Genomic DNA, 21,081 nt, shown 5'->3' on the forward strand with positions numbered 1-21,081 from the left:
GACCCTGCCCGGACAGCCCCACGCGCTCACCGCCGCCGCCCCGACCGGGTCGCCGACCTGGTCGGGGAGTTCGTTCGGGAGACGGCACGGGACCGGAGGGCGGAGGCCGAGTGGTCGCCGAACGTGTGAGGAGGACCGCGGCCAACGCCCGCGAGGTGCTGCGCCGGATCGTCGAGCGGCGCGGCTACGAGCGCGAGACCGCGGTCATCATCGCCAAGTGCGTCATCGCCTCCACCGGAGCTTGGGCCCTGGGCGCGTTCATGGTGGACTCCGCCCAGGTCGGCTTCGCCCCCTTCTCCGCCCTCCTGGTGGTGCGGCCCAGCGTGTACGGGTCGGTGCTCCAGTCCCTGCGCTACGTCCCCGCGGTCTTCCTGGGCGCCCTGATCGCGGGCCTGACCGGGCTCACCGTCGGGCTCAACGTGTGGTTCTTCGCCCTGGCCGTGCTCCTCGCGGTGACGGTGGGGCAGTTCACGGTCTTCGGGGACCAGGGCAAGCAGATACCCGTGGTGGCGTCCTTCGCGCTCGCGGGAGGTACCGCGGGCAGCCCCGTGGACCTCGGAACCCTGCTGCTCATGGTGCTGGTGGGGGCTGGGACCGCCGTCGTGACGAACACGGTCTTCGCGCCCGCCATCCGCTTCCGCGACGCCGAGAGTGCTGTGCTCGACTTCGCCGACGGCCTGCGCGATCTCACCCGTGAGATGGCCGAGGCGCTCCGCGAGGGCGGCGGGGGGCTCAAGGACACCGGCTACTGGGCCCGGGTCGCGCAGGGGTTCGACAACACCGAGCGCAACGCCCGGGAGTCGGTCTCCCAGCAGGAGTACCGGGCGCGCCTGAACCCGCGGCGGCTCCTGGCCGGTCCCTCGCCGAAGAGGGCGCCGAAGGCCTACTACGGCTGGATCCTCGCCCTGGGCCGGTCCGCGCACCACCTCCAGTCCCTCGTCCGCACCCTCCGCGCCGCCGACAGCGGCCGGTCGCGCTTCCCCGAGCCGAGTGACGCCTTCCTCCGCGAGTTCTCCCCCCTCCTGGACGCGGCGGCGGACGCCTTCGACGCCGTCCACCAGGCCGGGGAACCCGAGCGCGACACCGTCTCCGCCGACCTGGACTCCCGCCTGGAGGAGGGGCTCCGGCGCATCGACCGGGCGCGGGAGCACATGAGCGAGGACTGGGACTCCGAACGCTGGCCCGTGCACAGCGCACTCCTCACCGACCTGGAACGACTGTTCGAGGAGTTGCGGGAGGGGCACGAGAACAGCGAGGAGGGGACGCCGGGCGCTACGGCGGGGTGACAACGGCGGTGCCGGGGAAGGGAAGCGGCATGGAACCTTCAACGCGCGCGAGCGCGGCGCTCCGCGCCGCCGCCGTCCTCGGCTCCCTCGTCCTCCTCGCCGGGTGCGGCGCCCAGGGGACCACCGGCGCGGAGGGGGACGGGACGGGCGGAACGGACGGCCAGCGGGAGCCGGACGGACAGGACGGCTCCGCCGGTGCCGACCCCGGCCGGCCCGAGGAGGTCGCCGCGGGCCTGGAGGCGCCGTGGGGGCTGGCCTTCCTCCCCGACGGCTCGGCCCTGGTCGCCCAGCGCGATTCGGCGGAGGTCGTGCGCGTGTCCCCCGACGGCTCGGTCACCGGCGTCGGCACCGTCGAGGGGGCCGCACCGAACGGTGAGGGCGGTCTGCTGGGGCTCGCCGTGGACCCGGACTTCCCCGGGGAACCGTACGTGTACGCCTACCACACCGCGGCCTCCGACAACCGGATCAGCCGTCTGGAGTACGACCCCGACGGCGGGGGCTTCGGGGACACCGAGGTCGTCCTCGACGGCATCCCCTCCGCCTCCTACCACAACGGCGGACGGATCGAGTTCGGCCCCGACGGCCTGCTGTACGTGGGCACCGGGGACGCGGGCCGACAGGGACTGTCCCAGGACACCGGCTCGCTGGGCGGCAAGATCCTGCGGATCACCGCCGACGGGGACCCGGCGCCGGACAACCCCTTCGGCAACCCGGTCTACAGCTACGGCCACCGCAACGTCCAGGGGCTGGCGTGGGACGACGAGGGGAACCTGTACGCCACCGAGTTCGGGCAGAACGAGTTCGACGAGGTCAACCTGATCGAACCGGGCGGCAACTACGGCTGGCCCGAGGTGGAGGGCACCGGGGGAGGCGACGAGTACGTCGACCCCCTGCTGACGTGGAGGCCCGCGGAGGCCTCGCCCAGCGGCGCGGCGGTCGCGGGCGGTTCCCTGTGGGTGGCGGCGCTGCGCGGCGAACGCCTGTGGGAGGTGCCGCTCGCCGGTGACGGCGGCGTGGGCGAGCCCGTGGACCGCCACCAGGGGGAGTACGGCCGCCTGCGCACGGTGGTGACCGCCCCCGGCGGCGACGCGCTGTGGCTGGCCACCAGCAACCTCGACGGGGTCGGGGAACCGACCGAGGGAGGCGACAGGATCCTGCGGGTGCCGCTGGAGTAGGCGCTGCGTCCGCCCCGCCCACCCGGTGTGCGTGCCCGCGCGCCCGGGCGGGACCCGGTGTTCCACGCGGGACCCGGCGTCCGTGCCGTCCCGGGCCGGTCCGCGCTGTTCCACGCTGTCTCTCCCGGACCCCGGCGTTCCGCGTTCGTGTCGGCGCACCCGGAACACCGCGCGTCAACCCGTCGTCCCGCACGGGCGTCCCGGAGGGATTCCACGTCGCTGAACAGCACAAAAGGGAGTATTAACGGTAAACATCCGTTTTCCCGCCCTCCTCGCGGGCACGGGCCGGACATGTCCTCCTCAGACTTACCAGGTAAGGCGCGGCGCTCCGCGAAGGACGCCCGGGCGGCGGGCCGACGTGCGGGACGCCAGGCGGCCCACAGCACCTGGCTGCGCAGGCTCGCGGGCGTGGGCTTCGCCGCCACGGGCCTGCTCTACCTCATCATCGGCTACCTCGCCCTGCGCATCGCCTTCGGCGACAGCGGCGGCCAGGAGGCGGACAACAGCGGCGCCCTCCAACTCGTCGCCCAGAACACCGGCGGCATGCTGCTGCTCTGGGTCGCGGCGGCGGGGCTGGTGGGACTCACCGTGTGGCAGGCGGTCTACGCCGCCGTGGGGCTGGAGAAGGCCACCAAGCGCATCGCCTCCGGGTCCCGCGCGGTGGTCTACGCCGTGCTGGCCTCCAGCATCGCGGGCTTCCTGCTGGGGCAGGGATCGTCCCAGTCCCAGGACAGCCGGTCGGAGGCGCTGACGGCACAGGTCATGGCGCTGCCCTTCGGCCGGTTCGCCGTCGGCGCGGTGGGCTGCGGCGTGATCGCCGTGGGCCTGTACCAGATCTGGAAGGCAGTGACCCGCCGCTTCACGCAGGAGCTGGCGCTCGGCGCGCTCACGCCGCGACGGCGCAGGGCCGTCGTCACCGTCGGCGTGCTCGGCATCGGCACCCAGGGCCTGGTCCTGGCCGCCGTCGGCGTCTTCTTCCTCCAGGCCGCGATCGCCTTCGACAAGGACCAGGCGGTCGGGCTGGACGGCGCGCTGCGGGCCTTCTCCCAGACCCCGGCCGGCCCCTGGGCGCTGGTGGCCGTCGCCCTGGGCGTGGCCCTCTACGGCGCCTACTGCTTCTGCCAGGCGCGCTGGCAGCGCTGACCGTAGGACACCGTCCTCCCCTCCAGCGCCGAACCGCCTCCCCTCCCCGGACATACGGACGGGGCCCCACGCTCTCCTGAGGGGCCCCGTCCTCCAAGGGGGTCCTACAGCGTGGGCGGGCGCGCCGTCGTCGCCCCGCCCACGGGTCAGCTGCAGACCGAACCGTTGAGGGCGAACCTCGCGGGCACGGCGTTCGCCCCGGACGTCAGGGTGCCGATGAAGCCGAACGTCACCTCGTCGCCGGGCTCGATGGTCCCGTTCCAGTCCGCGTTCACGGCGGTCACCGCGTGCCCGGCCTGCTCCAGCGCGCTGCTCCAGTGGCGCTCCACGGTCTGGCCGCCGGGGAAGGACCACACCAGCTCCCAGCCGTTCACGGGCTCGTCACCCGTGTTGCGGACGGTCACCTGGGTGTTGAAGCGGTCGTGCCACTCGCCGTGGACCACGTAGTCCACCTCGCAGGAGGACCCGGCGGGCAGGGAGGCGTCGCCCTGATCGGCGACGAACCCGGACACCCAGGCCAGCGTGGAGTTCCAGTTGATGGTCAGCTCGTTGGTCGCCCACGAGTCGATGTGGTCGATGTAGCAGAACTGGGGGGCGCACCCGTCCAGGTTGGACTGGGCGACCGGGTCCCAGGTGCCGGTGTCGGAGTTGGGCCCGCCGGACAGGGTGCCCTCGGGCGGGTTGGGCAGGCGCGGGTCGAGCTGGTGGGCGTACCAGCGGCTGTGCTGGTTGACCGCGTCGTTCTCGCCGTACCCGGTCACGTACGACTGGTTGAGGGCGTTGCGGCCCAGGATGTAGTCCATGCCCTCCAGGACCGCGTCGCGGAAGCGCGTGTCACCGCCGATGTCGTAGGCGCTGGCCATCACCACCATGTTGTTGAGCACGAGGTTGTTGGAGCCCCAGGCGAAGACCCCGCCCTCGGGGTCGTAGGCCAGCCCGTAGGGGTGCTCCGAGACGTCGGCCAGGTACTGCTCGGCCCCCTCCACGACGGAGGCGCGGACCTCGTCGCGCCCGTCGAGCCCGCTCGGCACGGTGGCGAGCTGGAGGCGGCCCAGGGGTGCGGTCCAGCGCCAGTCGAACCCGGCGGAGGTGAACACGTCGGCGGTGTGCAGCTCGGATGAGACCACCGCCTCCTCGTAGTCCCCGTGCCCGGTGGCCAGGTACAGCTCCGCGGCGGCCCAGTAGAACTCGTCGGCCACGTTGTCGTCGTCGTAGGCGCCGCCGCCCTCGCCGCCGACGGTCGCGTAGCGCTCGGGTTCGGCCACCGCGGCGTCCCAGGCGGTCTCGGCCGCCTCCAGGCAGGTCGCGGCGAAGTCGGCGTCGTAGGGGGCGAACACGCGGGAGCACTGGGCGGCGGTCGCGGCCAGGTTCAGCGTGGCCGCCGTCGACGGCGGGTGCAGGTAGCGGGGCTGGGGGTCCTCGGAGGGCAGCAGGGGCAGGCCGGTCCAGCGCTCGTCGTGGACCTTGTGGTGGGCCATCCCCGCGAGTTCCTCGCCCTCGGGGACCCGCATGGACAGCAGGAACTCCATCTCCCAGCGGGCCTCGTCCAGGACGTCGGGCACGCCGTTGTCCCGCTCGGGGACGGACAGGGTGGAGTCGGCGACCCGGGCGGGGTCACCGGTGGGCGCGGTGTGCGCGCGCTCGTAGACGCTCATCAGCTGGTGGACGGAGATGCCGCCGTTCACCACGTACTTGCCGTGGTCGCCCGCGTCGTACCAGCCGCCGGACACGTCGAGCGAGTAGTCGCACGGGGCGGAGGGGTGGCAGGTGACGTCGGTGTCGCCCTGGTTGGGTTCCACGCCCGAGTGCCCGGCCTCGCGCCCGTACCCGGGGGCGAGTTCGTCGAGGATCTCGATACCGCTGCGCTGGGTGTAGTAGAAGTCCAGGGCGTCCGTGGCCAGGGCGGCGTAGGGGTCGGCGGTGATGCCGAAGGGGTGGCTGGTCTCGCCGTCGGCGGTCAGGGTGTAGCCCTCGCCCGTCCCGGTGAAGCCGCTGAAGTCGACGGTGTGCACGTTCTGCCCCGAGGACTCGTCCAGGCCGTACGGCACGGTGTCGCCCTCGGCCACGACCGCGCCCCCGGCGTCGGCCAGCCGCCAGGGCAGGGCCTCCTCGGCGTCGGTGACCACGGTGGCGTTCTTGGGGCCCTGCGGGAGGTAGCCGACCTGGTTGACGCGGACGCGCGGGCCGGTGTCGGGTTCGTGGACCGGGGGTTCGGCGCCGCCGAGCAGCGACACGTCGTCCAGGCAGAACGTCCAGTCCTCCTCGGCTCCGCCGATCTGGAAGGCGAGCTGGGCGTCGGCCATCTCGGCCGACGCGGTGAAGACGTACTCGTACCCGGTCGCCGTCGGCGTGAGCACGGGGCGCTCGTCCAGTTCGGTGCGCCAGGGGTCGACGGGCTCCTGGACCAGCGCGCGGACGGGCAGGCCGTCGGCGCCGGAGGCGGTGAACGTGAGGGAGTAGGACTCCCCCGCCACGAGGGGGATGTCGTTCTGGCCGACGATCTGGTCCCACGGGTCGCTGGTGCCGCCGGGGACCGCGACGCACAGGGCTCCGTCCTCGCTGACGGCGAGGTCGATCCCCTCGGTCGCCCACCAGCCGGTGGTGCCGTCGGAGAAGTCGCCGTTGGTGATCTGCTCGACCGGTTCGTCGTCGGCCTGGGCGGGGGAGGCGACGAGGAGGCTCGTGCCGAGTGCGGCTGCGGCGCCGAGCGCCGCCGCGCGGTTTCTTCGTGCCGGACTCAACGGGGGGTCCTTCCGCTGGGGGGTAAGCGGCCGGAAGCACTGGGAGCGCTCCCAATAGTATGACCATTGTTGTGTCGTGTATCACAGCTGTCAATGGGGGCAAACGCACGAACCGGCGGGCGGCGGAGGAGGCGAAAGCAGTCCGGAGTGAAACCGGTGAACAGCGGGGCGGGCCCGGCCCCGGGGACCGGGCCCGCCACCGGCGTCAGTCCTTGAGCAGACCCGGCGCGATGACCTCCTCGACCAGGGCGCGGCGCACCTCGTCGGCGTCGCCCGTGTGCCCCAGGTGGCCCGTGGCGGCGCGCAGCTGCGCGCGGACCGCGTCCACCACGGCGTCGCTGCGCAGCACCTCGGCGACGGGGGCCGCCTCGACGGCCTCCTTCCACCCGCGCAGGGTGTCCAGTCGACCGCGGTCGACGGCCTCGCGGGTGATGTGGAACAGGGCGTCGATGTTGCGCTGGTAGGCGTCGGCGTCGGTGAGGTCGACGTCGATGACCTCCACCGGCCGGTTGCCGCCGCCCTCGTCGGGGCGCAGGTGGTAAACCTTCCAGAGGCGGCCGTTGGTGAGGATCACCCACTCGGCGCCCTCCTCGACGGCCAGGCGCCGGGACACCTGGATGTTGCGCTGGTCGAGCTCCTGGCCGACCCGGCGCACCTCCACCGGCGCGAACAGCTTGCCGTCCAGCACGATCGCGTAGTCGATCGAGTCCCCGCTGGTCCGGTACTGGGTGGTCATGTCCTGGTACTTGCTGAAGTTCAGGCCGACGCTGAAGAAGTCGGCGACGAGCATGCGGGTGTCGCCGTCGTTGGCGTCGCGCTCCAGCAGGTCGGACAGCGGCCCGGAGAGGCGGTCGACCGCCGCCGCGACCCGACCCCGGACCGAGGTCTCCCAGCTCAGGGTGGTGCTGGTGAACTCACCCGTCCTGGTCATGACCTGGGTGTCTTCAGCGTCCATGAACGTCCGTTCCCGTGTGTGTCGAGGAAGCCCCGCCGCACGGCCTTCGCCGGGACCGGAGGAGCGGGTTGCAGGGGGGAGGAATCCGGCCACGATGCTACAACTCGCGCCGCTGACCGGGCACCTCCGGGACTCCGGGAGGAGGGCGGGCGCTCCCCCCGTTCCGCGGGGGTGGAACAGATGGGACGGAAGGAACAACGGACATGTCGCGGTACTAGACTGGCGCGGCTCTCGAACCCCCCTGTAGAACAGGAAAACGTTGGCTTCCCGCTGCCCCTACGCCGAACTCCACGCCCCCGAGTTCCACGCCGACCCGCACGACGTCTACGCGCGGATGGCCGAGGAACACGGCTCCGTCTTCCCCGCCGAGATCTCCCCAGGGATCAGCGCCTGGGTGGTCGCCGACTACGCCCTCATCACGGCCTGGTGCAGGGACAGCCGCACCTTCCGGCGCGACTCCCGGCTCTGGCTCGACTGGTCCGAGGGGCGCGTCCCCGACGACGCCCCCGTGGCCGCGATGATGGCCTACCGCCCCAACCTGCTCTTCGCCGACGACGACGCCCACGCCCGCCTCAAGCGGTCGGTGGTCGACTCCCTGGGCCGAGTGCCCGAGAGCCGTGTCGGCGAGAGCACCCGCCGCCACGCCGACAGCCTCATCGACGCCTTCGTCGAACGCGGCAGCGCGGAGCTGGTGTCCGAGTACGCCCGCCTGCTGCCGCTGCTGGTCATCTGTGACCTGTTCGGCTTCTCGCGCGACGTCGGCGAGCGCGTCCTGACCTCGCTCGTGGACCTGTGGGACGGCAACGACGTCGTGCGCGCCAACGCCGAGTACGAGCGCGCCCTGTCCGACGCCATCTCGCACAAGCACGCGTCGCCGGGGGAGGACATCACCACCTGGCTGCTCCAGCACCGGGCGGGGCTCACCGACGAGGAGATGCTGCACCAGCTCGTCGTGACCATCGGCGCCGGCGCCGAGCCGACCGCCAACCTCATCACGGCCGCCACGCACACGATCCTCACCGACCCCGAGGTGAGCCGGGCCCTCAACGGCGCCCTCGTCGGGATCGACGAGGTGGTCGAGCAGGTCCTGTGGCGCGAGCCGCCCATCACCAACTACCCGGTCCTCTACCCGGTGCGCGACGTGGAGATCAGCGGCGGACGGGTCATCCGCAAGGGCGAGCCCATCCTCCTCGGCTACGCCGCGGCCCACAGCGCGATGGCCGAGAACGGACCCGACATCGAGCACGTCACCCGCGCCCACCTGGCCTTCGGGGTCGGCCCGCACCGCTGCCCGGCCCACGGGTTCGCCCAGACCATGGCCCAGGTCGGCGTGGAGGTCCTCACCAGGCGCCTGCGCGGCCTGCGCGTGACCGACCCGGCCCCGCGCTGGCGCGTCTCCCCGTTCGCGCGGGCCCTGGCCGAACTCCCCGTGGAATTTCCGCCCGACTCCCCGAAGGGAACACCGCCATGGCAGCAGACATCCCCGTCCTCCACCCCTACGACCTCCACCGACAGACAGCCGGACTCCGTGACCGCGGCCCCGTCGTCGAGGTTGAGATCACTGGTGGCGTGGTTGTTCGGGCGCTGACCGGCCACGACGTCATCATGGAGGCCCTCGCCCACCCCGGCGTGCGCAAGGAGGCGCGGCACTGGCGGGCGTGGGCGCAGGGCGAGATCCCCATGGACTGGCCGCTGATCTCCTGGGTGGCCCCGGACAACATGCTCACCGCGGACGGCGACCGCCACCGGCGCCTGCGGACCCTGGTCTCACAGGCGTTCACCCCGCGCCGGGTGGAGGAGCTGCGCCCGAGGATCACCGAGATCACCGCCGAACTGCTCGACGGCCTCGCGGCCGCCGGGCCGGGACCGGTGGACCTCAAGGCGGCGCTGTCGCTGCCGCTGCCCATGACGGTCATCTCCGAGCTGTTCGGGGTCGGGGCGGAGCACCGCGGCACCCTGCACACCCTGATGCACCGGGTCTTCGACGCGACCACCACCCCGGAGGTGGCGGCGCAGACCAACGCCGACATGCAGGCCTTCCTGGCGGAGCTGGCCGAGCGCAAGTCCCGTGAGCCGGGCGACGACCTCACCAGCGCGCTGCTCCAGGCGCGGGCCGAGGGCGACGAGCGGCTCTCCCACACCGAACTGGTGTGGACGCTGATCCTCATGATCGGCGCGGGCTACGAGACCACGATGAACCTCATCACCAACGCCGTGCACGCGCTGCTCACCCATCGGGACCAGCTGGAGCTGGTGCGGTCCGGCGGCGCCTCCTGGGCCGACGCGGTCGAGGAGACCCTGCGCTGGGACGCCAGCATCCAGTACCTGCCGCTGCGCTACACGGCCGAGGACGTCACCCTGGCGGGCACGCGCGTGCCCGCGGGGGAGGCGCTGCTCATGGGCTTCGGCGCGGCGGGGCGCGACCCGGGGCGCCACGGCGAGGACGCGCACGCCTTCGACCTGCGGAGGGAGCAGCGGGGGCACCTGGCCTTCTCGCACGGTCCGCACTTCTGCCTGGGCGCGGGGCTGGCCCGGCTGGAGGGCGTGACCGCGCTGGAGGCGCTCTTCACGCGCTTCCCGGACCTGCGCCTGGCCGAGGGGGCGGAGGTGGAGCAGGCCCCGTCCATCGTGGCGAGCGGTCGGGCCGCGCTCCCCGTCGTCTGGGGCTGAGGCCGTCCGGCCCGGGGAGCGGTCGCGGCCCCGGGCCGGGTGCGGCTCCCGGTCGGTCTGGTTCCTGGGGCGGGTGTGGCCCAGGCCGAACACGTCGTGGACCGACAGGTCGAAGTCGTCGGCCCGGCTCGTGGAACGGGTGCAGCCGCTGGTGCTGGTTCGGCTCCCGGGTTGGCTTCGGTCCCGGGCCGGGCCTGGATCAGGGGCTGGACCCGGCGCCGGTTCCAGGGGCGGTGCCGGTCTCGGGCAGCAGGTTCCGCAGGCGGAACTCGCGCGGGCTCAGCCCCCGCAGCCGTTTGAAGGCCGTGCTGAACGAGGAGGGGTCGGCGTAGCCCACGGCCCCGGCCACCTTCGCCACGCTCAGGTCGGGGTCCGACAGCAGCTCCTCGGCGGTGTACATCCGCCACTCGGTCAGGTAGCCCAGGGGCGACTGGCCCACGACCTCGGTGAAGCGCTTGGCGAACAGCGCGCGCGACACCCCCGCCCGGGCGGCCAGCGCGCCCACCGTCCACGGCTCGTGCGGACGCCGGTGGACGGCCTCCAGAGCGGGACCGGTCACCGGGTCCACGGCCCCCCTGTACCAGGCGGGGGCGTCGGCGCCCTCCTGCTCGAACCAGCAGGCCAGGCTGCACACCAGCCCCATGTCCACGACGCGGTCGACCAGGGCCTGGCCGCCCGGCAGGTGGCGCCGGGACAGGGCGTCCCTCGCCGCTTCGAGCCAGAAGACGCTCTCGGCGTCCTCGGTGAGGACCAGCGTGCGCGGCAGGGTGCGCAGCAGCCGCTCGTGGCGGCTCCGGGTGGCCCGGTAGGCGGCGACGAGGAGGGTGGTGGCGCCCTCGGGAGCCCCGTCGGGGAGGCCGCCGTCCGGGGCCCCGCCGTTCGGGAGCCCGGTGGGGAGTCCGCCGCCGGGGTCGCCGTCCCGGAAGCCGTCGAGCCGGGGGAGGCCGACCGGGTGAGCGCTGAACGGCCCGCCCCCGGCGTCCGGGTCGAGGCAGTCGATCTCGTGGTCCCGGTGGGGACGGCGCGGCGAGGCGGGGCTGTCCGCGAGGTGGAAGGGGTCGGGTCCGCGCACGAGCGCGGTGTCGCCCGCGCTGATCGCGAGGGCCGTCCCGTCGGACATGACCACCGAACCGCCGCCGCTGATCACCGTCAGCATGGTCAGCGGCGCGCCGCCGGTGAAGCGGATCGTCCAGGGCGGTTCCAGCGAGGCCTGGCTGACGGAGGCTCCAGCGGAGCGGATGCCGCTGAGCATGTCGCTCAAAGGGTCCATGGGAACGAGTGTAGACGAACGCCAAAGAAACGCAGCTTTTCAGCTATGGAACGTCCACGCCCGCTGGTCTGTACTGGAGTCATGAACCAAGAGCCCTTCGCAGCTTCCGAGACCTCCGAGCCCCTCACGCCGACCGGACGCACCGCGCTGGTCGTGGTCTCCCACCACCGCCCGGACTCCCTGACCGCCGCCGTGGCCGCACGGGCCGCGGCGCGCCTGGAGGCGGCCGGGTACCGCGTCGACCTGCTCGACCTGCACGCCGAGGGGTTCGACCCCCGCAACAGCGAGGCCGACGAACCCGACTACGGCAACCGGGACAAGGTCTACTCCGACGAGGTGCACGCCCACATCCGCCGCGTCCACGCCGCCGAACTCATCGTCCCCGTCTTCCCCGTGTGGTGGTACGGGCTGCCGGCCCTGCTCAAGGGCTGGATCGACCGCGTGTGGAACTACGGCCTCGCGTACGGCCGCAGCAGGTCCCCCATGGCGGGCAAGCGGATGCTGTGGCTGGCCCTGGCCGGGCTCGCCGAGGGGGAGCAGAACGCGGACCTGGTGTTCGACCTGCTCGACGGGCCCCTGCGCCGGGGGATCTCGGAGTACTGCGGGATCTTCGACGTCCACACGGCCGCGCTGTTCGACAGCGAGGCCCAGGACCTGTCCGGTGCGGCCCGGGAGCGCCACTACCAGAAGCTGTTCGCCGAGGCCGAGGCGGCGGTCGACAAGCTCCTCGCCGGATGAGCCGACCGGTGGGGCAGACCGCTTCCGGTGGGCCGCCCGGGCTCCGGCCGGGGGACGGGGACCCGCGCGCGGGTCCCCGTCGGGGGGCGAGTGGCGGACGCGCGACGGGAGGGGCCGCCCCCGCGCTCGGCGGTGGGCGGCCCCTCCCGGGACGGCTCGCGGCGTCCGCACGCCGTCAGGTGTTGGTGTTGACCAGGTGCTCCACGAAGGAGCGGTAGTCGCGCAGGGCCACCCGGAGCGACTCGGTGTCCGTGCCCTCTCCCTCGTTCCACGCGGACCGCAGCGCGGAGCGGCGCTCCTCGATCTCCGCGACCACGGCGTCGGCGACCTCAGCCGCCAGCGCGTCGGCCTCGCGGACGGCGCCGTGGGGGTCGTCGACGAACTTGCCCTGCGTCGCGTTCCAGCGTTCCCGGACGCGTTCGAGCTTCGCGCCCCGCGCCCGGGGCCCGTCCGCCGGGCCCGGGCGGTCCGTTCCGGCGCCCGGCTGCTCCGGCACCCGGCCCGGCGCGGTTCCGCGTCCGCCCGGCCTGGCGTGTCCGGCGGGGCCGGTGTGGTCACCGCCGACGGGATCCGTGCGGTCGGGACCAGGAGCACCGGTGAATCCGGAGCCGGCCCCGCGTCCGGGATCGTTCACCTCCGCGTCGACGGTCACCGGCTCCGCGGTACGGGGGCCGGGCCCGGTTCCGGGCGTCCGCGCCCGGTACTGGTCCGATTCGGTCTCCCGGCTCGTGCCTGGGCCGGGTACGCGTTCCACCATGTCCGCCTCCTCGTGTCGTCGGTTCCTCGCAGAGAAGCTGCCGGGGCCGGTCACAGGCCCGCCTCCGGTCCCCTCTCACGGCGCGGCCGCTCCACAGCGGTGCGCTCCGTGCCCGCGGCCGGAGCGGTGTGGTCGACAGCGGTCCGCCCCGCGCCCGGGCTCCGGTTCGTCGTGCCGTCGGCCGTCGGCAGGCCGCCCAGCAGGGACTCCACCAGATCGCGGTAGGACACCAGTTCCTCGCGCAGGTGCTCGGTGCCGCTCCGACCCGCCTCGGCGGGGCTCCCGGTGGCGTGCGCCCGGCGGAACCCGGTGACCGCGGCGGAGTGGTCCACCGACAGGTCGTCGAGGCGCTGGTCGAAGGCCGCTTCACTGTCGGCCGCGGACGCGGGGCCGGGGTAGCCGCGGTCCGCCATGATGGCCTCCACCAGTCCGCGGGCGTCGCGGACGGCGCGGACGGGGTCGTCGACGAACTCCTGCTGCACCGCGGCCCACGTCTCGGTGTGAGCCACGCGCTGCTGGTCGCTCAGCTCGCGGAGCCTCATGTTGTCGCGGCGGCGGAGCCTCTCGGACAGGTCGTTCTCGGCGGCCGTCCTGTTGCCGTGGACCTCCACGGCGCGGTCGTACTCGGCGCCGAAACGCTTCTTCAGCCGGGCGGTGCGCCGGGCCGGAAGGATCGAGGACCGCGCGGCGATCGCGATTCCTCCGGCGATGACGACCACCACCACTAAGGCGATGATGACAATTATTCCGGTCTCCATCGGAGCACCTCCTGCCATATCGCACTGCCCCCCAAGGCCCGCCCAAAACTCGGCCACGGTCGGGTCAGGCGCCCGTAACGGGCGTACGTGCAGGTGAGGGGCGTTGCGGCGATATTACGAGACTATCACGGGAGGCGGGGATTACGGCCTCCCCGCGGAGTGTGCGCCGACGGGCCCGCGCGCCGGAGCGGAGGGGGCGTCCGCCCCGGAAAGCGCTCTTCCTTTCGGGGGAGTTCCCGTTTCCGCCCTTCGTGGTGAAGGGTTCGCGGCGAAGGGGAATTCCACCGGAGGGCCCGTGTGGACAGCGAACGCGCCCCGGGTCGCCGGACGCGCGGTCCCGGTCCCGTGCGGGACCGGTCAGGGCGTGGCGCGCGGAAGGGTGATCGTGACGACGGTGCCGGAGGGGCCGCTGTCGATGCCCACCGCACCGCCCTGGGCCTCGACCAGGGAGCGCACGACCGACAGGCCGAGCCCCGAGGTTCGCCCCGATCCGGTGGTGCGCGTGGTGACGAACGGTTCGAACACGTGGGGGAGCACCTCGGCGCTGATCCCCGGACCGTCGTCGGCCACGGTGAGGGTGATCGTGTCCTCGCCTGCGCGGGCGGTCACGGTGGCGCGGGTGCCGGGCGGGTTGTGGTCGACGGCGTTGGCGGTGAGGTTGGCCAGGCACTGCTCCAGGCGTGACTGGTCGCCGAGCAGGACGTCCGGCGGCGGCTCCTCCAGGGTGACGGCGTCGGCGTGCGGCAGGGCGTCGAGCCGGGCCCGCACGTCGTGGAACAGGTCGGGCAGGAACACGGCCTCGACGCGGACGTCGATCTCGTCGCCGCCGCGGGCCACCGCCATGAGGTCCTCCAGCACGCGGCGCAGGCGGTCGAGTTCGGCGCGCACGACCGCCGCCTCCGCGGTGCCCAGCAGTTCCAGGTGCCCCTCGGCGACGGAGAGGGGGGTGCGCACCTCGTGGGAGATCGCGGCCAGGTACCGGCGCCGGTTGCTGTCGGCCTGCTCGATGCGGGTCAGCATCTGGTTGATCTCGGTGGCCAGTTCGGCGATCTCGTCGCGGGTGGCGGGCACCGGGACGCGGGTGGCGAGGTCGGCCGGCGAGATGGCCTTGGCGGCGTCGGAGACCTCCCGCACGGGACCCAGGGTGCGCCGCACGACCAGCCACAGCACGACCCCTCCGCCGACCACGCCGATCACCCCGGCGAGACCGGCCCACAGCAGGACGGTGGCCGCCGCGTCCCGGGTGGAGTCGAGCGGGGCGGCGACGGTGACCACGGCCAGGGTGTCACCGGCGTCGTCCACGACCCGGGTGTCGAGCACCCGGAGCGGGCCCGCGTCGGTGTCGAGCGTGCGCAGGGTCCCGGGTTCGGGTTCGGGGGCGTCGCCGCCGCGCATGAGGCCCGCGACGCGCGAGGGGCCCCCGGTGCTCTGCAACCGCACGCCGTTGACGGTCACCAGCGTCACGTGGCGGGCTCCGCTGGGGCGTACGGCGAGCGCCTGGCGGGCGGCGCGCTCGGCCTCCGGACCCGAGACCACGCCGTCGAGTCCGGCGGCGGCGGGCAGCCGCCCGTCGAGGGCGTCGCCGACCAGCGCCGACTCCTCGCGCAGCAGGTGGTCGATGTCGGCCAGGCCCGACACGCGCACCAGTTCGTAGGTGAGCAGGGCGACGCCGCCGATGCCCAGGGCCATGACCAGCAGCGACCGCAGGACCACCCGGCCGGTGAGGCTCACCGTGCGCCGTCCCCGAGCCGGTACCCGGCGCCGCGGACCGTCTGGATGCGCTCGCTGCCGAGCTTGCGGCGCAGCTGGCTGACGTAGACCTCCACCACGTTGGAGGCGCCGTCGAAGTCGTAGCCCCAGACCCGATCCAGCAGCTGGGGCCGGGAGAAGACCTGCGTCGGATGGCGGATGAGCACCTCCAGCAGCGCGAACTCACGTGCCGACAGGTTGACGGTGCGCCCCTCCACCGAGGCGGTGCGCGCCCCGAGGTCGAGCACCACACCGCCCGCGGCCAGCACGTCGCCGCGTTCCTGGCCGCCGCCGCGCAGCCGGGCCCGCACACGGGCCAGCAGCTCGCTCACGCTGAACGGCTTGACCATGTAGTCGTCGGCCCCGGCGTCGAGGTTGGCGACCCGGTCGCTCACGGCGTCCTTGGCGGTGAGCACGATCACCGGCACCGAGGGGCGGCGCGCGCGCAGCCGCCGCAGCACCTCCTCACCCGGGATCCCCGGCAGCCCCAGGTCCAACACGACGAGATCGACGTCCGACGACAGGGCCATCGTCAGCCCGTCGATCCCGTCGGCCGCGGTGAGCACCTGGTAACCGGCCGTCTCCAGCCCGCGCCGCACGAAGGAGACGATCCCCTCCTCGTCCTCCACCACCAGAATCGCCAAGGCCGTGCCCCTCCCCGTTTCCCCGTGTCGCCTCCCACCGTGGCGGAGGCCGCTGAACCGTCCCTGAGCGCAACATGAAGAAGACCCTCATGTGGACCTCATGCCGCCATCATCGCGCCGCCGCATGCTGGGTGGTACACAGACCTCCGAGCATGCGAGCAAGGGATCCGCGATGCAGACCAAGACCATCATCATCCTCTCCTCCGCCGCGGCCGCCGGGCTGCTGGCCGTGGGCACGGTCGGCTACCTGGTCGCCGGCGACCCCGAGCAGCAGGTGGCCCCGATCGCGCTCACCGGCGTCACCGCCGGGGCCGACTCCGAGACGGGCGGGAACGAGCAGTCTCGGCAGAGCGGGCCCTCGACCCGGACGGTCGACGGGCTGGAGCAGCTCGTGGGCGAGCTGCGCGCCGGGGACGACGTCGACGACTGGTCCGTGTCCGGGGTCGAGGTCGACTTCGGTCCGGAGGAGTGGCTGCTGACCAACCCCGAACTGGAGGACTTCGACGGCAACGGCACCGTCGAGCCGCTCCTGGACGAGCTGCGCGGCCTGGAGGGCACCGAGGTCACCCTGGGCGTGCGCTACGAGGACGACGATGACGACGAGGACCGCGACGACGCCGACGTGTTCACCGTCAACGGCACCGCCTTCCGCGACACCGACGGCGGCCCCGCCCCCTGGCAGAACACCGGTGAGCAGGCCGCGGCCGACCGCGAGACGGTCTCCGCCAACGCCGCCGCCGCGGTCGGCGAGGGCGCGACCACCGTGGACGTCGAGCGTCAGGACGAGGACGGCTGGGACGGTTGGGAGGCCGAGGTGCGCGGCGCCGACGGCCAGGAGTACGACGTCATCCTCGACGCCGCGGGCGAGGCCGTGGACGTGCGCGCCGAGGACTGACGGCCGCGGGGCGCGTCCCGTGCGGGGACCGTCGGGGGCGGCGCCTCGGGCGCGGTCGGGGCAGGCCGCGTCCGAGGCGCCGCCCCGTTCGCGCTCGCGGGGCGTCGCGCGGCGGGGAGGGACGGGGACGGACCCGCGATCGGCGGCTCGGCTCCTGCGGGGCTGCGCACGGCGGGACGGATACGGGAACGGACCCGCGTTGCACGGCGGAGACGGATGGGGGAACGGGAACGGACCCGCGATCGGCGGCGGACCCGCCCTAGGATCGGTCCCGTGACCGACCCGAGCCGATGGGAAACCGGCCTGCCCGCCCTCGTGCTGGCCGCCGCCGCCGTGCTCGGCGGCGCGGCGGGTCTGCTGATCGCGCCCCACGCCGCCGCCGTCGTCCTGGCCTCGACCCTCGTGCAACTGGGCGCCACCGCGCTGGGCTGGCGGCTCACCGGCCGTTCCGCGGTGGTGACCGGCGTGGTCGCGGTCGTGACCCTGGGCATCGCCCTCGAACCCGCCCTGCGCGAACTGCTGCGGCTGGGCGCGGTTCCCTGGACCGTCCTAGCGCTCGCCTTCGGCACCCTCAACCTCGTGCGCCGGGCCCGGAGCATGACCGAGCTGGTGTCCGGTGTGGCGCTGTCGTCGGCGGCCGCGGCCGTGTCGGCGGTCGTCACCGCGCAGGGCGGAGCCCCCCTGGTGCCGAGCCTGCTCGCCTCGTCGGTTCCGGTCCTGGGCGGCGCCCTGGTGGCCACCGTGCAGCGGCTCGACGAGGCACGCCGGGACAGGCTGTCGCGCCCCGTCGTCCCGCCGGTCTCCACCGGGGCCGACACGGGGGACGCCCGGCAGGCGCTTCTCCTGGTGGCACTGCGGGCGGAGGGCATGTTGGCGGCCGCGCGCGACGAGACCGCCGCGGCCCAGGCACGCGACCTGCGCACGGTCGCACTACAGGGGCTCAACGTGCCCGGCGCCGCCTCCGGGCCGAGGCTGACCGTGCGCATCGACGTGGCGGACGCCGGAGCGGAGGGGGAACAGGAGGCCCCCGAACCCGACAGGGTGGAGAGGCCGACCCTGTCGGAGCGCGAGGGCGAGATCGCGCGCCTGCTGACCACGGGCGCCTCCAACGCACAGATCGCCCGCGAGCTCTACCTGAGCGAGGCCACCATCAAGGGGCACGTGTCCCGGATGATGCGCCGTTTCGACTGCGGCAACCGCACCCAGCTCGCACTGATGGCCGCCCGCTGGTTCGGCTGAGGCGCCGGGCCCGGTGCGACTTTCGTCGTGACACGGCCCCGCGGGGCGGTCCGTTCGTCGCGATCGGCCCCGCGACCCTGGAAGCGCCCGCTCCGGGTCCCTAACTTCGGTGACATCCGCCCTGTTCACCGACGTGAAAGGCCGTCATGCGCCTCATCCCGCCACTGGTCCTGCTGGTGCTCTCCCCGTTCGTCGGCGAGTACCTCCTGGGGAACATCACGCCCGAGCCCGCCACATGGGCCTTCATGCTGCTTCCGCTCGTCCTGTTGTACGGCGGGGGCGCCCTGCTCATCCGCGAGGTGACCCGCCGGCTGGGGCGCGGCTACCCCACCATGTTCGCCCTGGCCGTCGGCTACGGCCTCATCGAGGAGGGCATCGTGCTGGGGACCCTCTTCAACCGTGAGTACCTCGGGCTGGGGCTGCTGGAGTACGGCTGGACGCCCGAGTTGGGCACCAGCCCGGTGTGGTCGTCCTACGTCGTCGGCATCCACAGCGTGTGGAGCATCCTGGTGCCGATCGTGCTGGTCGAACTCCTCTTCCCCGCCCGTGCCCGCGAGCCCTGGCTGCGGGTGCCGGGCACCGTGGCCGTGGCCGTGGTCTACCTCCTGGGCGGCGCGCTGCTCGGGCTCGGCAACTACCACACCTACCGGTTCTTCGCCTCTCCCGCGCAGGTCGCCGTGGTGCTGGCCCTGGTGGCGGCCTGCGTCGTGTGCGGACTGCTCCTGCGACCCGGTCGGGCCCGGGACGGCCGCGTGCCCCACCCCCTCGCCCTGGTGGCCGTGGCGCTGGTGTGCGGCAGCGGCTTCATCCTCGTCCAGGAGAACGGGGTGGTCCCGGCCGCGGTCACGCTCGCGGTGATGTTCTCCCTGGCGCTCACCGCGGGCGCGGTCCTCCTCGTCAGTTCGGGCCGCGCGGGCTGGACGGTCCGCCACACCCTGGGCGCCGTCGCGGGCGCCGTGGCGACCTACTGCTGGGCGGGGTTCATGATCCAGTTCGGGGTGCACGGGTACAGCGCCTTCGGCCTGGTGGGGCAGGTCGTGTGCGTGGGTGCGGCCGCCGGGCTGGTGGCGCTCGCGTGGAGGCGTTCGGCAGTCACGGCCGCGTCGCCGTCCGGAGCCGCGTCACCGGCCTGAGGCGTGGGTGCGCCCGGAACACGAAGACGGCCCCCGGTGCGCGAAGCCGCTTCGCACACCGGGGCCGTCCTTGAACGGGGCCCGCGCCGGACGCGGTGTTCGGGTCCTAGAGCTTCGTGTGGTGGGCTGACCCGGGGGAGGCCGGGGACCACCCCTGGGCGAGAGCGTTTCGGATGGCGGTGGAGACGACGCCCGGTGACGCTGGTGGTGGTCACCCTTGATGGCCGTACACCACTACCGGGCGCCTCGGGATCTTCGCACGTCGGAAGCTGGTTTCTTCCGAACGGCAACCGTTCGCCCCCGGACCGGGTGCGGGCCGCCTAGGTCTCCGACACCGAAATCACTGCCATGGCTGAGGGCTACGGAGACGATTTCTCCTCGGGGGGAGAGCCCACCTGATGCTGGCTGCTCCTCTTTTGCGCGCGGTACCGGGCCGCTTCCAAAGCGATCCATACGACGGTAACTGCGGAGGAGGCCACCGCGTTGAAGACTTGGGCATGCTTGACCAGGCCGTCGCCCTCGTAGGGGGCAAAGATCGCGATCGGTACCCATACGAGCGCCATGATCAGGTTCGCGATTCCGACGATCCGCATGGGGTGCTCCTTCTCCTCGACACCGGGGGTGGGCGGATGCCGACGCCTACCGGTAAGTCCACCCCGGCCGAACGCCTCGCGCAACCGCTGGCCTGTGAGGTGGCCGAACAGGTCGCCGCCGACCACGGCGTGTACATCCGCCCCGTGTCCCTTCGACGCACGAACATCGCCACTGGTGCCACCGAGGTCATCGACATTCCGTGCGGATCCACCCTGGAATCCCGATGCTCCGCCTGTACGAAGCGCAAGGGGCCGTTTCGGCGGACCCGGTGGGAGAACAGCTGGCACCCGGGCCGGGCGGGTTCGTGTTCGTCGGGGTGCGCGGCAACCAGCTCCGCCGGAGCAACTTCACGAAGTACTGGGCCGACGCCTGCGCGGCCGTGGGCCTGGAGGACGTCCACCTCCACGACCTGAGGCACACCGGCAACACCTACGCGGCCGAGGCCGGGGCGTCCCTGCGGGAGTTGATGAAGCGGATGGGGCACTCCATTCCCCGGGCGGCGATGGTCTACCTCCACGCGCGCGACGAACGCGCTCAGGAGTTGGCTGACCGGCTGGGGGAGAGGGCCGCCGAGGAGCTGCGCCGGACCCGTGCGAGCCACGGCGAAAGCTCACCCTCTGCGGGTGCTGCGGTCCGAGCATCGGGCACGTAACGGGCACGCGGCCCGTACGGACCCCCAGAAACGCGTTAGGCCAGGTGTTCGGTTTGCACCGATCCACCTGGCCTTGCGCTGCGTGGAGCGGATGACGGGAATCGAACTGCCCAGCACCAGTGCCGTGAGCTGCGTGAATGCGGGAAGTCGCAGGCCACGCCGCTGACTGTTACCCCGTTGTCCCCTGTTCCCCCACGTTGTACTGGACCCCGTGCACCCTCCAGGTTCACGACCTTTGCCGTTCTGGTGCACCCTTACGGGTGCACCAACGGCTCCAGTGAGTCTGCCTCGACCGCTTTGCCTCTACCAGGCCATATCTCGGATCCGATTACTTGCCCTAGGCACTGTTTTTTATACGGGTGAGGTCTCGGAGCCAGATCCGGATCGAGGCCACTAACACGGTCCCGTCGAAGATCGTGGCCCGCTTGTCGTAGCGGGTCGCGACCGCCCGGTTCTGCTTGAGCAGGTTGATACACCGCTCCACGGTGTTGCGGCCCCGGTAGGCCTTCCGGTCGAAGACCGGGGGCCTGCCGCCCGCCGACCCTTTGCGGCGGCGGTGCTCACGCTGGTCCTTGGGTTGGGCGATGGTCGCTTTGATCTTGCGGCGCCTGAGGTGATCCCGGTTCGCCCGGCTGGAGTAGGCCTTGTCGCCCAGCACCCGGTCCGGGCGGGTCCGGGGCCT

General features: G+C 73.0%; 19 protein-coding genes. 10 read left to right on the forward strand and 9 right to left on the reverse strand.

What is annotated here, in order from left to right:
* Nucleotides 1–110: 110 nt before the first annotated feature.
* The 3 genes from G011_RS0126900 (at nt 111) to G011_RS0126910 (ending at nt 3,604) form a co-directional block, all read left to right on the forward strand.
* Nucleotides 111–1,286 carry an aromatic acid exporter family protein gene (locus G011_RS0126900; protein ID WP_019611174.1) on the forward strand — a complete coding sequence of 392 codons (1,176 nt, stop codon included), beginning with the start codon at nt 111–113 and terminating at the stop codon, nt 1,284–1,286.
* Between the two features lie 29 nt (nt 1,287–1,315).
* The gene (locus G011_RS0126905; protein ID WP_019611175.1) at nt 1,316–2,461 is read left to right on the forward strand and encodes a sorbosone dehydrogenase family protein; all 1,146 of its coding nucleotides are present in this window, start codon (nt 1,316–1,318) and stop codon (nt 2,459–2,461) included.
* A gap of 291 nt (nt 2,462–2,752) precedes the next feature.
* On the forward strand, nt 2,753–3,604 hold the full coding sequence (locus G011_RS0126910) for a DUF1206 domain-containing protein (protein WP_231391603.1): 852 nt from the start codon (nt 2,753–2,755) through the stop codon (nt 3,602–3,604).
* Between the two features lie 146 nt (nt 3,605–3,750).
* On the opposite strand, the gene G011_RS0126915 is transcribed toward G011_RS0126910, so the two are convergent.
* Together G011_RS0126915 and G011_RS0126920 are read right to left on the reverse strand one after the other, a co-directional pair.
* On the reverse strand, nt 3,751–6,345 hold the full coding sequence (locus G011_RS0126915) for a glycoside hydrolase family 9 protein (RefSeq protein ID WP_019611177.1): 2,595 nt from the start codon (nt 6,343–6,345) through the stop codon (nt 3,751–3,753).
* Nucleotides 6,346–6,550: 205 nt separating this feature from the next.
* Nucleotides 6,551–7,300, reverse strand: a complete 750-nt coding sequence (locus G011_RS0126920; protein WP_013155551.1) for a hypothetical protein — start codon at nt 7,298–7,300, stop codon at nt 6,551–6,553.
* Between the two features lie 259 nt (nt 7,301–7,559).
* Here G011_RS0126920 and G011_RS0126925 point away from each other — a divergent pair, with 259 nt between their 5' ends.
* On the forward strand, nt 7,560–8,888 hold the full coding sequence (locus G011_RS0126925) for a cytochrome P450 (protein ID WP_019611178.1): 1,329 nt from the start codon (nt 7,560–7,562) through the stop codon (nt 8,886–8,888).
* Complete coding sequence (locus tag G011_RS0126930) at nt 8,870–9,970, forward strand: cytochrome P450 (protein ID WP_019611179.1); 1,101 nt, start codon at nt 8,870–8,872, stop codon at nt 9,968–9,970. The genes G011_RS0126925 and G011_RS0126930 overlap by 19 nt, the downstream gene beginning before the upstream one ends.
* Nucleotides 9,971–10,169: 199 nt before the next feature.
* Here the strand turns inward: G011_RS0126930 and G011_RS0126935 are convergent, their stop codons facing one another.
* Nucleotides 10,170–11,240 (reverse strand): AraC family transcriptional regulator, encoded by a 1,071-nt coding sequence (locus tag G011_RS0126935; RefSeq protein ID WP_026338699.1) that lies wholly within the window; start codon nt 11,238–11,240, stop codon nt 10,170–10,172.
* Nucleotides 11,241–11,321: 81 nt separating this feature from the next.
* Between G011_RS0126935 and G011_RS0126940 the strand changes: the two genes are divergently transcribed.
* A complete protein-coding gene (locus G011_RS0126940; protein WP_019611181.1) occupies nt 11,322–11,978 on the forward strand; it encodes an NAD(P)H oxidoreductase in 657 nt (218 codons plus the stop codon).
* 175 nt (nt 11,979–12,153) lie between these two features.
* On the opposite strand, the gene G011_RS0126945 is transcribed toward G011_RS0126940, so the two are convergent.
* From G011_RS0126945 to G011_RS0126960, 4 genes are all read right to left on the reverse strand, one after another.
* On the reverse strand, nt 12,154–12,735 hold the full coding sequence (locus tag G011_RS0126945) for a hypothetical protein (RefSeq protein ID WP_019611182.1): 582 nt from the start codon (nt 12,733–12,735) through the stop codon (nt 12,154–12,156).
* 50 nt (nt 12,736–12,785) lie between these two features.
* Nucleotides 12,786–13,493 (reverse strand): hypothetical protein, encoded by a 708-nt coding sequence (locus G011_RS0126950; protein ID WP_026338700.1) that lies wholly within the window; start codon nt 13,491–13,493, stop codon nt 12,786–12,788.
* 357 nt (nt 13,494–13,850) lie between these two features.
* Nucleotides 13,851–15,224 carry a HAMP domain-containing sensor histidine kinase gene (locus tag G011_RS0126955; protein ID WP_019611184.1) on the reverse strand — a complete coding sequence of 458 codons (1,374 nt, stop codon included), beginning with the start codon at nt 15,222–15,224 and terminating at the stop codon, nt 13,851–13,853.
* Nucleotides 15,221–15,886 carry a response regulator transcription factor gene (locus G011_RS0126960; protein WP_013155543.1) on the reverse strand — a complete coding sequence of 222 codons (666 nt, stop codon included), beginning with the start codon at nt 15,884–15,886 and terminating at the stop codon, nt 15,221–15,223. The genes G011_RS0126955 and G011_RS0126960 overlap by 4 nt, the downstream gene beginning before the upstream one ends.
* A gap of 172 nt (nt 15,887–16,058) precedes the next feature.
* On the opposite strand from G011_RS0126960, the gene G011_RS0126965 reads away from it, so the two are divergent.
* The 3 genes from G011_RS0126965 (at nt 16,059) to G011_RS0126975 (ending at nt 19,153) form a co-directional block, all read left to right on the forward strand.
* A complete protein-coding gene (locus G011_RS0126965) occupies nt 16,059–16,781 on the forward strand; it encodes a PepSY domain-containing protein (protein WP_019611185.1) in 723 nt (240 codons plus the stop codon).
* A 273-nt stretch (nt 16,782–17,054) separates the two neighbouring features.
* On the forward strand, nt 17,055–18,020 hold the full coding sequence (locus G011_RS0126970) for a LuxR C-terminal-related transcriptional regulator (protein ID WP_019611186.1): 966 nt from the start codon (nt 17,055–17,057) through the stop codon (nt 18,018–18,020).
* Between the two features lie 146 nt (nt 18,021–18,166).
* On the forward strand, nt 18,167–19,153 hold the full coding sequence (locus G011_RS0126975; protein WP_019611187.1) for a hypothetical protein: 987 nt from the start codon (nt 18,167–18,169) through the stop codon (nt 19,151–19,153).
* A 359-nt stretch (nt 19,154–19,512) separates the two neighbouring features.
* On the opposite strand, the gene G011_RS0126980 is transcribed toward G011_RS0126975, so the two are convergent.
* On the reverse strand, nt 19,513–19,746 hold the full coding sequence (locus G011_RS0126980; protein WP_026338701.1) for a hypothetical protein: 234 nt from the start codon (nt 19,744–19,746) through the stop codon (nt 19,513–19,515).
* 269 nt (nt 19,747–20,015) lie between these two features.
* Here G011_RS0126980 and G011_RS30345 point away from each other — a divergent pair, with 269 nt between their 5' ends.
* Nucleotides 20,016–20,399, forward strand: a complete 384-nt coding sequence (locus G011_RS30345) for a tyrosine-type recombinase/integrase (protein WP_369757423.1) — start codon at nt 20,016–20,018, stop codon at nt 20,397–20,399.
* A gap of 337 nt (nt 20,400–20,736) precedes the next feature.
* Here the strand turns inward: G011_RS30345 and G011_RS0126990 are convergent.
* Nucleotides 20,737–21,081, reverse strand: a 345-nt coding sequence (locus G011_RS0126990; protein WP_019611190.1) for an IS5/IS1182 family transposase, incomplete at its 5' end; no start/stop codon positions are given.

The organism is Nocardiopsis sp. CNS-639 (assembly GCF_000381685.1).
Lineage (GTDB): Bacteria > Actinomycetota > Actinomycetes > Streptosporangiales > Streptosporangiaceae > Nocardiopsis > Nocardiopsis dassonvillei.

What these genes read in the sequence shown, in the direction of transcription:
- G011_RS0126905 (WP_019611175.1), top strand. Translation starts at nt 1,316, where the DNA reads ATGGAACCTTCAACGCGCGCGAGCGCGGCGCTCCGCGCCGCCGCCGTC.
- G011_RS0126910 (WP_231391603.1), top strand. Translation starts at nt 2,753, where the DNA reads ATGTCCTCCTCAGACTTACCAGGTAAGGCGCGGCGCTCCGCGAAGGAC.
- G011_RS0126920 (WP_013155551.1), bottom strand. Translation starts at nt 7,300, where the DNA reads ATGGACGCTGAAGACACCCAGGTCATGACCAGGACGGGTGAGTTCACC.
- G011_RS0126935 (WP_026338699.1), bottom strand. Translation starts at nt 11,240, where the DNA reads ATGGACCCTTTGAGCGACATGCTCAGCGGCATCCGCTCCGCTGGAGCC.
- G011_RS0126940 (WP_019611181.1), top strand. Translation starts at nt 11,322, where the DNA reads ATGAACCAAGAGCCCTTCGCAGCTTCCGAGACCTCCGAGCCCCTCACG.
- G011_RS0126945 (WP_019611182.1), bottom strand. Translation starts at nt 12,735, where the DNA reads ATGGTGGAACGCGTACCCGGCCCAGGCACGAGCCGGGAGACCGAATCG.
- G011_RS0126950 (WP_026338700.1), bottom strand. Translation starts at nt 13,493, where the DNA reads ATGGAGACCGGAATAATTGTCATCATCGCCTTAGTGGTGGTGGTCGTC.
- G011_RS0126965 (WP_019611185.1), top strand. Translation starts at nt 16,059, where the DNA reads ATGCAGACCAAGACCATCATCATCCTCTCCTCCGCCGCGGCCGCCGGG.
- G011_RS0126975 (WP_019611187.1), top strand. Translation starts at nt 18,167, where the DNA reads ATGCGCCTCATCCCGCCACTGGTCCTGCTGGTGCTCTCCCCGTTCGTC.
- G011_RS0126980 (WP_026338701.1), bottom strand. Translation starts at nt 19,746, where the DNA reads ATGCGGATCGTCGGAATCGCGAACCTGATCATGGCGCTCGTATGGGTA.